Below are 11,604 nucleotides of genomic sequence, written 5' to 3'. Positions count from 1 at the left end.
AGAGAAATCTAAATTCCTTCTTTCGACAATCTTTTTAATTCTTTCATCGCATTATCCGCGTCATCCACAGAAACAAAAATATGGTCATGAAAATACCCTGCAATCACATTACAGCTAATCTTTTTAGACGTAAGTGCTTCGGAAAATGCAGCCGTTAAGCCCACCGCTTCAAGTGAAGAATGAATTTCTAAAGTAATCCAAGAAGCAACAAATTCATATTTAAGATTTAGTAGATCGGCCAGCTCTTTTTTAATAATCAAAGTAATACCCTCTTGTTCTTTAAAAAAGCAAATGATTTCATTCAGATCAATAGTGGGAAATTTTTCTACAGTACAGAAAACATATTCACCTTCATTTAAATGAGGTTTCATGGATTGCAATAATGTCTTGAGGTCTTTTTCTCCTGTCATAATATGCTTTTATTAATTGTTTATCAAAAAGTTGCGAATTGTTTGTGAAGCTTCAGAAACATCATGAACTCTTAAAATCTTAGCACCTTGCTCTAAAACTTTTAGATGTAATTTTTGAGTTTCTTCATTAATATCCAAAGCAGATTTACCCAGAGGCTTGTAAATAAATGATTTTCTGGAAATTCCGATTAATAAAGGAAATTTTTCAAAACCGAAATACTTAACTTCATCAATCATTTTCATCTGATCTTCAACTGTTTTTCCAAAACCAAAACCGGGATCGAGAATAATGTCATTGACTCCTTTTTCTAAAAGCTCATTTGTTTTTTCAGAAAAATACCTATTGATTTCTAACGTAATATCTTCAAACTTAATTTTATCATGCATTGTTTCATAAGACGGATTGACGTGCATTAAAATGTAAGGAAGCTTAGTTTCGGCTGCTGTATCAAACATTTTCTCATCATATTGTCCGCCCGAAATATCATTAATAATATCAATTCCTTCATTGAATCCAAATTTCACGGTTTCGGCATAAAAAGTATCTAATGAAATGAATGCTTCGGGAAATTTTTTTTTAATTTGAGAGATTAAAGTTCCGATTCTCTTTATTTCCTCATCACTGCTCAAAAATTCAGCGTTTGGACGTGTAGATTGCGGACCGATATCAATAATTTCGGCTCCGTCTTTCAATAATTTTTCTGCATGAAATAAGGCAGATTTTCCATTATTAAATTTTCCTCCATCAGAAAAAGAGTCCGGAGTAAGATTTAAAATTCCCATGATTTTAGGAGAGGCTAGATCAACAAGTCTTCCATTGCAGTTTATGGAGTATGAGGGTTTGAGTGTTGGAGAGTTTGAGAGCATGAGTGTTGGAGAGTTTGAGTTGTAATTTTAAATTTAATTTATTAAAATACTTACAATAATAAGTCCTTAAGCTTTACAAAGATAAAACTATAAATTATCCAATCAGTAATATAAAAACAAGTTCTTATTAAACCCTTCGACACACCAACTCTCCAACACTCAAACCCTAAAACTCAAAAAAACAAGCCTTGATTCCTGTTACCTAAAACCTAATTCGTATATTTGGACTATTAAGAGAATTTATGCTAAAAACTTCAATACAGTTCGAGAAAGTTATCAATGAATGCCGCGAATTATTCAGCAAAAAATTACAGGATTACGGTGCAGCTTGGAGGGTTTTAAGACCAAGCTCGATTACGGATCAGATTTACATTAAAGTCAACAGAATCCGTACGTTACAGATGACTGATGTAAAAATGGTGGACGAAAATGAAGAAAGTGAATTTATCGCTATCGTAAACTATTCCATCATCGGATTGATACAGCTTGAAAAAGGCCTTTCTAATGATTTTAACGAAAATAAAGAAGAGATTTTAAGTCTTTACGATAAATATTCCAACGAAGCCAAAGCTTTAATGGAAAGAAAAAACCACGATTATGGTGAAGCCTGGAGAGATATGAGAATTTCTTCAATCACAGATCTTATTTACCAAAAAGTTTTAAGAACAAAGCAAATTGAAGATAATCAAGGCGTTACCATCGTTTCTGAAGGTTTAGATGCCAATTATTTTGATATGCTGAACTATGCCGTTTTCTGTCTAATAAAATTCTCTGAAAAACAAGACAACTTTCAACCTAAAACAAGTTAATTATGATCAAAGGTTTATTACGTTTCGTTATTGCTGTTATTTTTATCCTTTCAGGTTTTGTAAAAGCGGTAGATTTGGTAGGTTTTTCCTTTAAAATGGAAGAATACTTCTCTCCTACTGTTTTCAACATGCCGTTTTTGGAAAAATTTGCTTTATTATTTTCGATCATTGTCGTTGTTTTAGAGCTTTTGCTTGGATTTATGCTTTTATTAAAATTAAAACTTAAATTCACTCTTTCAGCTTTGATTGCGCTTTGTATATTCTTTGGTTTCCTTACTTTTTACTCAGCTTATTTCAATGTAGTAACGGATTGCGGATGTTTCGGAGATGCAATAAAATTCACACCTTGGCAGAGTTTCATTAAAGATGTCGTGCTTTTGGTTGGGTTAATCATCGTATTTATCCTTTATAGAAAAGAATTTAAGAAAAAAGACAGTTATACTTTCAGCTCCAGAAAAGAGCCGTCCAATACATTTAAATATATTCTCTTAGGAATATTTTCTTTGGGAATGATCTACATTATGGCTCAGGGAATTATGCATGAACCATTAATTGATTTCCGTGATTATAAAGTGGGGACCAATATTAAAAGTGAAAAAGAAAAAATTAATAAGAATCCGTCTGAATACAAAACTTTTTACTCTCTTAAAAATCAAAAGACAGGAGAAATTTTAAAGGTAAATCAGGATGATTATATCAAAGAAACAAAATATTGGGCAGAAGGTTCTCCTTGGAAAATCGAGGAAGGAAAAAATGAATCTGTTTTGATAAAAGAAGGTTATAAATCTGAGATCGTTAAGTTTAAAATTGAAGATCCTACAGGTCTTGAAGTCACTGATGAAGTAATCAATGCACCGAAAGCTATTTTGGTTTTCTCTTATCATCCAAAAGAAGTTTCAGCAGATCTATTCAAAAAAGTTGAAGCCAAAGTTAATGCTCAAAAAGGAGCTGTTATTTATGGAGTTTCAACCGATCCGAACACTTTTAAAACCATTAAAAATGCAATGATGGACGGCACTGCCATTAAAACCATTGCAAGAAGCAATCCTTTTGTATTAATTTTACAAAACGGAAAAATTGTAGACAAACAGCCTGCAAAAGACTATGTTGATTAGTCAATTGTGAATGGTTAATTGTGAATTTTGAGAACTCAAAATAGAAACTTCTCAATAAAATTTAGACACTAAACTTTAAACTATACATTTATATAATGCAAAAATCAAATAAATCTATCGCCGGTTACCATTTGCTGATGATTCTTTCATCCGTAGACGGAGAATTTGCTCCCGAAGAAGGAATGCTTGTTCAACAGTATTTAGCGGATGAATTTCCTTTTAAAATGGATCTGGATAATGAGTTGGAAGTAATTGCTTTGCTACAGCCGGAGGAATGGAAAAGCCACTTCGAATTTCATGCTCAGTGTTTCTTGGATGATTCTACGGAAGAAGAGCGTTTAAGCTTTGTACAATTTGCTAAAACATTGATTAAAGCTGACAATAAAGTAACTGACGAAGAGCATACTTTCTACACACTTTTGAAAAATATCTGGAAAATTTAATTAATTGAGAAACTAAATGTTAGAAGCTAGAAATTAGTTTAGAATTATACGTTAATTTTGAGTTCTAACATCTAATCTCTAACTTCTATATAAAAAATAAAAAACTATGAGAAGAAAAATAGTTGCAGGAAACTGGAAAATGAATAAAAATATAATTGACGCCCAGCAATTGATGGTTCAATTATTAAGTTATAAAAACAACAATACAACCAACTGCGAAGTTTGGATCGCACCTCCATCTTTATACTTAATGATGGCGAAAGATATTTTCGAAAAGGATGAAATCGGTGTATTTTCTCAGGACATGAGCGAGCATGAAAGTGGTGCTTACACAGGCGAAATTTCTGCAGATATGCTGGAATCGATCGATGCAACAGGAACTTTGATCGGACACTCTGAAAGAAGACAATATCACGGTGAAACAGATTCTCACTGTAACAGAAAAGTGAAATTAGCTCTTGACAAAGGTTTAATTCCTGTTTACTGTAACGGTGAAACTCTTGAGCAAAGAAAAGCAGGCCAGCATTTTGAAGTGGTAAAAAACCAGACTGAAGTTGCTCTTTTCACACTTTCTGCGGAAGAAATTAAAAAAGTAGTGATCGCTTACGAACCCGTTTGGGCAATCGGAACTGGTGAAACTGCAAGTCCTGAGCAGGCTCAGGAAATCCACGCACACATCAGAAGCATCATCGCAGCAAAATACGGGCAGGACGTTGCTGACGAAGTTTCTATCCTTTACGGTGGGTCTGTAAAGCCTGACAATGCCAAAGAGATTTTCTCTCAGCCTGATATTGACGGTGGTCTGATCGGTGGGGCCGCTTTGAAATTGGAAGATTTTTCTAAGATTATTGAAGGATTTAATTCTTAATAACAGAAATAAAAAATATAGAAAACCACCAAATTTGGTGGTTTTTTTATATTATCAGAATATTTTAAAGTTAAAAATAAAATAATGGACTTGGTAATTAACAGCTTTTCCGGATAGAAAATAAACGTCAAGCTTTTTTTTGAAAATTCCAAAAAAATATTTGAAAAGTGTATAAGTAATCTTTTCTTCTTGAGTATGATCGGGAACTCTAATTCCATAAAATTGTTCAATCTCAGTCGCAATAAAATCTAAGAAATTATTTTTGGATAGTGACATAACCAGTCTATTATTTGAGTGCTAAAAAATTATATACGAAGAATTTTCATTTTCGGATCTTAAAAACTGTAAATTTTATTTAAAAAATTTATCAATTAATTATTTTACACTAACAAATAACGTTTATTTAAAATAAAAATCTCACAAAACTGAAAGATTTTTTCGTTTAATTAAATTAAAAATTACTGAATATCAACTACGTACATTGTTCCTTTATCTACTTTTCCGGTTTTAGGAAGGATCTTAGCTTTTGGATTTCCGTTTCCGTTATCAACAACTCCAAAATCGTCGTCATTAAAAATGGCCAGTTTATTTCCGCCTAGATAAACAATTCCTTCAAACTTATCGTGTTCATAGCCTATTTTTTTAACAAGATCAACCGCTAAAGTTTTAGAAACAGGTTTTAATCCTGCTGCGTTTATCTCATCCCAAGTAGATTGCTCAAGGGTTTTATTATTGATTTTTAAGCCGTCAACAGCAGTAAGATCAGTTCCTGTCACATCAGAAGCGCCTGATAGATTTATTCTGTAGACTTTCTTCGTTCCGCCCTGTGAACCAAAGTTTCCATCTCTTTCGATGACTAAAAATTCAGAATTACTGATCGCTGTAATATCACAAACAGAATCGGAAGCGCCACCATCTTGTTTGTACAAATATTGTTTTGTCTGTCCTGTGGCCAGATCAAAAGTCACAATTCTTGTCAATGTTGTATTGGTTGCCAAAACTTTTGTAGGAACATACATCGTAGACTGCATTGTGCCAACCAGCATTTTTCCGTCCGGCGTCATGCACATTCCCTCCATTCCTCTGTTTGGTCTTCTTTTAGCTAAAACTGCCGGTAATTTTCTTGGTCCGGTATTTACACCGATTGGGCTTATTCTTTCAAGTTCTACTCCTTCTGCGCTGTAATGAACAATGTGAGGTCCGTATTCATCCGAAACCCAGAATGTACCATCTGCCGCGGCAACAATACTTTCACTGTCTAAACCGTAATTATCAGTTGGTAAAACAGTTCCATCAATTCCGTAGGCAATTTCACCTGTGCTTCCCATTCCGACAGGATTTGGAAGTCCTGTGATGGGTTGTCCCGAAGGATTTTTAAGTTTAATATATTTAATTACTTCAATATTTCCATCTGCATTGATCTTAAAATGCATAATTGTAGGTGTGAAGTTTGGAACTAAGAATTTTATTCCGTTTGAATAGGCTGTATTGGGACCTCGGTCGGTAATAACATAAAACTCTCCTTTTCTTGTTGGATGTGCCGTAGCTCCCGAACCGAAACCTCCGTTGATAACATCTACTCCATTAACTGTTGCTAAAGTTGTAAACGAAAATTCCTGTGGAAGCTTAGAATAATTGATATCCTGATTATTTACATTATCATCATTGTTACAGGCCGTTAAAGCCATGAAGGCAAGAACAGGTAATAATTTTTTTTTCATAATTACTTTTATGGCTTCGAAAGTAAGTATTGAATATAAACTGATCTTGAATAGAATGATAAATCTGTTTTAAATTTTGTTTATAGCTTTTTTTAGGAGCTGTTTCCCGCTTTCCGTTGCAATCTTTTTTTTCAAAAAAGGATTTTCACTCAATCGGGGCTAGGGTTTTGTCGGTATTTCAACAGCATGACATAACCACCCAATTTGTCATCCATAAGAATCTGAACTCCAATTTTAGCAAAACTATTTTGAGATTCCTTCGTCGCTTCGCTCCTCGCAATGACCTAAAACAAAAAAACGCGCCAAAATTGACGCGTTTCATTTAATTATCTTTTAAAGAAAATTATTTCTTTTCTTTGTTGGCTCTCTGTAAAACCTCATCTACCATTCCGAATTCTTTTGCTTCAGTAGAAGTCATCCAGTAATCTCTGTCAGACGCTTTTTCTACCCATTCGTAAGTTTGACCAGAATGTTCAGAAATAATGTCATACAATTCTTTTTTCAGCTTCAACATTTCTCTTAAGTTGATCTCCATATCAGAAGCAACACCCTGCGCACCTCCTGAAGGCTGGTGAATCATTACTCTTGAATGCTTCAACGCAGAACGCTTACCTTTTTCACCTGCAACCAATAATACAGCTCCCATTGAAGCAGCAATACCAGTACAGATCGTTGCTACATCAGGCTTAATGATCTGCATTGTGTCATAAATTCCTAACCCGGCATATACACTTCCTCCAGGAGAGTTGATGTAAATCTGGATGTCTTTTGAAGGATCTGAACTCTCCAAGAACAAAAGCTGAGCAGTAACAATATTAGCAACCTGATCATCAATTCCCGTTCCCAGGAAGATGATTCTGTCCATCATCAAACGGGAGAAAACGTCCATCTGAGCAACGTTCATTCTTCTTTCTTCCATGATGTATGGCGTAAGATTGTTTGGCCCATACATTCCCATATACTGATCGGTAACAAGACCGCTGTTTCCTAAATGCTTTACAGAGAAATCTCTGAATTCTTTTTTAATGTCCATATTTCTATTGGTATTATTTTAAATTTATTTGAGATGTAAATTACAACTTTTGTTCCTAAAATTTTATAGGACTTTTTGTCACAGGCGACCAGCCTAATTTATCAATAATCTGCTTAGAGAAGTCATTAAGCATCATAATTTTCTTGATAGAATCGAAATATTTTTCCTGATCTGTGTCACGATAATTTTCAAGATCGGCAGTTGTCTGCTTGATGATGACGTGAATGTAGTAATATTTGTGAATTAAAATGTTATTTTCCACCTCTTCCGCGATATGATCTCCCATATTTGGCGGGAAAATATTTCTGGTCGTCCAATCACTCAATTCATTAGGGTGCATCAATGCGTCTGCTACTTTTAAGGTAATATCAGCATCCATAAATGTAATGAAAAAACTTCCCGATCTCAATTCATCATTCTCGATCCCCTCTTTGATACTACTGATGATCTTCTGATTGGTTTCGATCTGAAATTCATACTGTTCTTCCTCAAAATGATTAAGAATTTCCTCAATTACCGTTACTTCATATTCTTCATTTTTGTCATTTTCCCGGTGAAGAACTACGTCACCGAACATCAACATTGTATCGATCAGCTTATTTTCCTGATGAAGAATATTGAACTGAACAGAATCTATTTCTTTTTCGGGTTTTGGTACAATTTCTAATTTTGCAGGCTTCTGTTCCTTCTGTTGCTGAACATGCTGCGTCTGATTTTGCGTAACCTGTCTCTGAACATCTAATTCATTAAATAAACTCTGCTCGGATAAACCGAATTTATTGGAAACTTCCTTAAGATAAACTTCTCTTTTAAGGGCATTCTGAACAAAAGAAACCGATTTTACGATATTTCTGATCGCATCAGCTTTCTTAATCGGATCACTTCCTGCATCTTTTAAAAGGATTTCAGCTTTAAAATCAATAAAATCCATCGCTTCATTTTCGATGAATTTTTCAACATAATCCTGCGGATGCTTTCTCGCAAAAGAATCGGGGTCATCGCCTTCCGGAAACAAAAGAACACGAATGTTCATGCCTTCTGTCAGTAACATATCGATGCTTCGGAAACTGGCCTTAATTCCGGCATTATCTCCGTCAAAAAGAATGGTTACGTTTTCCGTTAATCTTTTGATAAGCTTGATTTGCTCGGTCGTTAAAGAAGTTCCGGAACTTGCTACAACATTTTCAATTCCGGACATATGAAGTGAAATTACATCCATATATCCTTCTACCAAAAGACAGATGTTTTTTCTTGAAATCGCCTGTTTTCCCTGATTTAAACCATAAAGAACATTTGATTTATGATAAATTTCCGTTTCAGGCGAGTTAAGATATTTTGCTGTTTTAACATTATTTCTAAGAATTCTGGCTCCAAAACCAAGAACTCTTCCCGAGAAACTATGAATCGGGAAAATTACCCTTTCTCGGAAACGGTCAATCCCTGCAGGAGAATTTTCAGGGAAAATGGAAAGTCCGGATTTTTCTAAAATTTCTTTTGAATATCCTTTTTCTAAAGCAAAAGCAGTGAAAGCATTTTTCTTTTCAGGAGAATATCCCAACTGGAATTTTTTGATGATATCATCTTTAAGTTCGCGCTCTTTGAAATAAGCTAAACCAATTGAGCGCCCCTCATCAACTTCCCAAAGAAAATTTTGGTAATAATCATTGGCAATTTCGTGGATTTTATAGAGTAAATCTCTTTCAGACTGGGCATTTTTTGCTTCTTCTGAATATTCTCGCTGATCTTCTTCAATTTCAATCCCGTACTTTTTTGCGGCGTGGCGAAGTGCTTCCGGATAGGTGAAATTTTCGATTTCCATTAAAAAAGAGATCGCTGTTCCTCCCTGCCCGCTGGAAAAATCTTTCCAAATCTGTTTACTTGCCGAAACTACAAAACTGGGTGTCTTTTCTTCATGAAACGGGCTCAGCCCTTTATAATTAGACCCTGCCCTCTTCAACTGCACATATTCACCCACGATCTCTTCTACTCTGATCGTGGAAAATATTTTATCTATGGTCTGTTTAGAAATCATGGTGTAAAAATAAGGAATAAGTTTTTTATTCTTAGTAAAAAATCAGCAGACAGTTGATCTGTAATTTTAAATCTTTATTGTCAAAACATCCTTATTCATTAGGAACAGATCACGAATTTTTAACACAAATCGCAATACTGGCAATATTGCCTTTTTTACAATGTCTTTTCAAGTTTTATTTTACTTATTTTTGAACATTAATTATAGTAAATCATTCATTAAAAATGGAAGTTATTATCAATAAATTAGAAGACTGGCAGGGAGTTGTGGATCAAATAATCCCTCAATTGCAACATAACATCTTCTTATTAAAAGGAAATTTGGGAGCCGGAAAAACTACTTTCACGCAGTTTTTACTTAAAAATTTAGGAAGTCAGGATGAAGTCAACTCTCCCACTTATTCTATTGTCAATGAATACAATACACCAAAAGGAAAAATTTTTCATTTTGACCTTTATCGCTTAAAAAACATTGAAGAAGTGTACGACATTGGTATAGAAGAATACCTGGACAATGCTTTTTTATGTATCATAGAATGGCCCGAAGTATACGAAGACGAACTTTACGGTCTTAAGTACCACACAATGAGCATTAATAACACAGGCGAACATCGAGAAGTTACATTCGACTAAATATTATGTATCTTTGCTTCATCAATCAACCGCAAAATAATTATCTGTAAGACATAATTGAGTTTAAAGAATGAGTACTACAAATATTTTTACTCCGTTTACTGAGGAAGAATTAATGCCGAAAGAGGAAAAATTGGAGGTTATTAAAAAAGGAAAACAATTCAGTATTGGAATTCCTAAAGAAACCTGTCTTCACGAAAGAAGAACATGCATCACACCCGATGCAGTACAGGTGTTGGTAGAGCACGGCCACGAAATCATTATTGAAGCCGGAGCCGGAGAAGGTTCATTTTTTACAGACCTACAATATTCTGAATCCGGAGCAAAAATCACGAATGACCCCAAAGAAGCTTTTTCGCAGGATCTTATTCTGAAAATCAACCCTCCTACAGAAGAAGAGATTGATTATATGAAGCCAAACACTTATTTGGTTTCAGCACTTCAAATTAATTTAAGAGAGAAAGATTATTTCTTAAAATTAGCAGACAAAAAAATCAATGCCATTGCCTTTGAATTTATCGTTGATGAATACAAGCAGCTGGCATTAGTACGATTAATAGGTGAAATTGCAGGAACCGTTTCCATTTTATACGCTTCCGAATTATTAGCACTATCAAATGGATTAATGTTAGGCGGAATCACTGGGGTTCGACCTTCCGAAGTTCTTATTCTGGGAGCAGGAATCGTTGGCGAATTTGCAACCAAAGCAGCCATCGGCCTTGGCGCAAGTGTAAGAGTTTTTGATAATTCTTTATCTAAATTAAGAAGACTTCACAGCATAGTTGACAGCCGGGTTCCCACTTCGATCATCGATCCAAAGGAATTAAGCAAAGCATTAAGACGTGCAGACGTCGTTATCGGCGCTCTTCCAAGATTAAACATGCAGCCGATCGTTACCGAAGATATGATAATGAAGATGAAAAAAGGCAGTGTCATCATCGATATTACCATCGATAACGGGAAGGTAATTGAAACATCTGAGCTTACAACAATGGAAAATCCTTATATCATCAAACATGGCGTAATCCATTGCGGGCTTCCGAACCTGACATCAAAAATGCCGAGAACGACTACAAAAGCAATCTCAAACTTTTTCCTTTCATATATTTTAAATTACGACGAAGAAGGTGGTTTCGAAAATATGCTGACCCGCAAAAACGAAATGAAGCAGAGTTTATATATGTACAAAGGAAGACATACTAAAAAAGTAATCTGCGACCGTTTCGGGCTTACTTACCACGATATCAATCTTTTAATTTTCTAATGAAAAAGCTTAAGTTTTATATGATTGGTCTTGTTCCAGGACTGATTATTGTATTTTTTATATTAAACAAAAAAGGAGCAAGCTGCAGCGGTTATTTACCTAACAGCCGTGTAATTGCAGAAACTCTTTCTAAAGATTTTAAGTATTCCGACAGTTTTAAAAACGAAATGAATACCTACAAGATCAACGAAAAATTTTTAAAAGACGAAATCATTACTAACGGAAAGGTAGATTTTGACAGAAGTCATGCTCAGAAAAAACCATGTCCTGATTATCTGCTGGTTTATCCAAAAGACAATCCTACGTACGAAGTTACATTTGAAAAATGTGAGGAAATTGTAACGTTGAATTCTTTAAAGAAACTAAAATAGCTTTAAATATTTAATAAAAGTATTGAGATGCTTCGACAA

General features: G+C 34.5%; 12 protein-coding genes. 7 read left to right on the top strand and 5 right to left on the bottom strand.

What is annotated here, in order from left to right; genetic code table 11:
* Window positions 1-8: 8 nt before the first annotated feature.
* Together BT156_RS16980 and folP are read right to left on the bottom strand one after the other, a co-directional pair.
* The gene (locus tag BT156_RS16980; RefSeq protein ID WP_072411879.1) at window positions 9-410 is read right to left on the bottom strand and encodes an ACT domain-containing protein; all 402 of its coding nucleotides are present in this window, start codon (window positions 408-410) and stop codon (window positions 9-11) included.
* A 12-nt stretch (window positions 411-422) separates the two neighbouring features.
* Window positions 423-1,277, bottom strand: coding sequence for a dihydropteroate synthase (gene folP, locus BT156_RS16975; protein WP_072411876.1), 855 nt, complete (start codon window positions 1,275-1,277; stop codon window positions 423-425).
* Window positions 1,278-1,519: 242 nt separating this feature from the next.
* On the opposite strand from folP, the gene BT156_RS16970 reads away from it, so the two are divergent.
* The 4 genes from BT156_RS16970 to tpiA all read left to right on the top strand — a co-directional run bounded on the left by BT156_RS16970 (window position 1,520) and on the right by tpiA (window position 4,512).
* A complete protein-coding gene (locus BT156_RS16970) occupies window positions 1,520-2,086 on the top strand; it encodes a DUF1599 domain-containing protein (protein ID WP_072411873.1) in 567 nt (188 codons plus the stop codon).
* Window positions 2,087-2,088: 2 nt separating this feature from the next.
* Entirely contained in the window at window positions 2,089-3,201 is a 1,113-nt protein-coding gene (locus BT156_RS16965; RefSeq protein WP_072411871.1) for a BT_3928 family protein, read from the top strand.
* A gap of 95 nt (window positions 3,202-3,296) precedes the next feature.
* Entirely contained in the window at window positions 3,297-3,644 is a 348-nt protein-coding gene (locus BT156_RS16960) for a TerB family tellurite resistance protein (RefSeq protein WP_072411869.1), read from the top strand.
* Between the two features lie 106 nt (window positions 3,645-3,750).
* Complete coding sequence (gene tpiA, locus BT156_RS16955) at window positions 3,751-4,512, top strand: triose-phosphate isomerase (protein ID WP_072411867.1); 762 nt, start codon at window positions 3,751-3,753, stop codon at window positions 4,510-4,512.
* Window positions 4,513-4,970: 458 nt separating this feature from the next.
* Here the strand turns inward: tpiA and BT156_RS16945 are convergent, their stop codons facing one another.
* The 3 genes from BT156_RS16945 to dnaG all read right to left on the bottom strand — a co-directional run bounded on the left by BT156_RS16945 (window position 4,971) and on the right by dnaG (window position 9,298).
* Window positions 4,971-6,233 (bottom strand): esterase-like activity of phytase family protein, encoded by a 1,263-nt coding sequence (locus BT156_RS16945; RefSeq protein WP_072411863.1) that lies wholly within the window; start codon window positions 6,231-6,233, stop codon window positions 4,971-4,973.
* 343 nt (window positions 6,234-6,576) lie between these two features.
* The gene (gene clpP, locus BT156_RS16940) at window positions 6,577-7,266 is read right to left on the bottom strand and encodes an ATP-dependent Clp endopeptidase proteolytic subunit ClpP (protein ID WP_072411861.1); all 690 of its coding nucleotides are present in this window, start codon (window positions 7,264-7,266) and stop codon (window positions 6,577-6,579) included.
* 55 nt (window positions 7,267-7,321) lie between these two features.
* Window positions 7,322-9,298 carry a DNA primase gene (gene dnaG, locus BT156_RS16935; RefSeq protein WP_072411859.1) on the bottom strand — a complete coding sequence of 659 codons (1,977 nt, stop codon included), beginning with the start codon at window positions 9,296-9,298 and terminating at the stop codon, window positions 7,322-7,324.
* A 224-nt stretch (window positions 9,299-9,522) separates the two neighbouring features.
* On the opposite strand from dnaG, the gene tsaE reads away from it, so the two are divergent.
* The 3 genes from tsaE to BT156_RS16920 all read left to right on the top strand — a co-directional run bounded on the left by tsaE (window position 9,523) and on the right by BT156_RS16920 (window position 11,565).
* Complete coding sequence (gene tsaE, locus BT156_RS16930) at window positions 9,523-9,930, top strand: tRNA (adenosine(37)-N6)-threonylcarbamoyltransferase complex ATPase subunit type 1 TsaE (RefSeq protein ID WP_066750897.1); 408 nt, start codon at window positions 9,523-9,525, stop codon at window positions 9,928-9,930.
* A 70-nt stretch (window positions 9,931-10,000) separates the two neighbouring features.
* Window positions 10,001-11,194, top strand: a complete 1,194-nt coding sequence (locus BT156_RS16925; RefSeq protein WP_072411857.1) for an alanine dehydrogenase — start codon at window positions 10,001-10,003, stop codon at window positions 11,192-11,194.
* Window positions 11,194-11,565, top strand: coding sequence for a hypothetical protein (locus BT156_RS16920; protein ID WP_072411855.1), 372 nt, complete (start codon window positions 11,194-11,196; stop codon window positions 11,563-11,565). Before BT156_RS16925 ends, BT156_RS16920 begins: the two co-directional genes overlap by 1 nt.
* Window positions 11,566-11,604 lie beyond the last annotated feature (39 nt).

This window comes from Chryseobacterium limigenitum (assembly GCF_900114875.1).
Taxonomy (GTDB): Bacteria; Bacteroidota; Bacteroidia; order Flavobacteriales; family Weeksellaceae; genus Chryseobacterium; species Chryseobacterium limigenitum.
Note: the sequence above shows the minus strand (reverse complement) of the source record. Positions and strands in the feature narration are given on the sequence as shown.

Excerpts from the sequence above, each read along its gene's own strand:
- clpP (WP_072411861.1), bottom strand. The coding sequence starts at position 7,266 with ATGGACATTAAAAAAGAATTCAGAGATTTCTCTGTAAAGCATTTAGGA.
- tsaE (WP_066750897.1), top strand. The coding sequence starts at position 9,523 with ATGGAAGTTATTATCAATAAATTAGAAGACTGGCAGGGAGTTGTGGAT.
- BT156_RS16965 (WP_072411871.1), top strand. The coding sequence starts at position 2,089 with ATGATCAAAGGTTTATTACGTTTCGTTATTGCTGTTATTTTTATCCTT.
- folP (WP_072411876.1), bottom strand. The coding sequence starts at position 1,277 with ATGCTCTCAAACTCTCCAACACTCAAACCCTCATACTCCATAAACTGC.
- BT156_RS16945 (WP_072411863.1), bottom strand. The coding sequence starts at position 6,233 with ATGAAAAAAAAATTATTACCTGTTCTTGCCTTCATGGCTTTAACGGCC.
- BT156_RS16920 (WP_072411855.1), top strand. The coding sequence starts at position 11,194 with ATGAAAAAGCTTAAGTTTTATATGATTGGTCTTGTTCCAGGACTGATT.
- BT156_RS16925 (WP_072411857.1), top strand. The coding sequence starts at position 10,001 with ATGAGTACTACAAATATTTTTACTCCGTTTACTGAGGAAGAATTAATG.
- BT156_RS16970 (WP_072411873.1), top strand. The coding sequence starts at position 1,520 with ATGCTAAAAACTTCAATACAGTTCGAGAAAGTTATCAATGAATGCCGC.
- dnaG (WP_072411859.1), bottom strand. The coding sequence starts at position 9,298 with ATGATTTCTAAACAGACCATAGATAAAATATTTTCCACGATCAGAGTA.
- tpiA (WP_072411867.1), top strand. The coding sequence starts at position 3,751 with ATGAGAAGAAAAATAGTTGCAGGAAACTGGAAAATGAATAAAAATATA.
- BT156_RS16960 (WP_072411869.1), top strand. The coding sequence starts at position 3,297 with ATGCAAAAATCAAATAAATCTATCGCCGGTTACCATTTGCTGATGATT.
- BT156_RS16980 (WP_072411879.1), bottom strand. The coding sequence starts at position 410 with ATGACAGGAGAAAAAGACCTCAAGACATTATTGCAATCCATGAAACCT.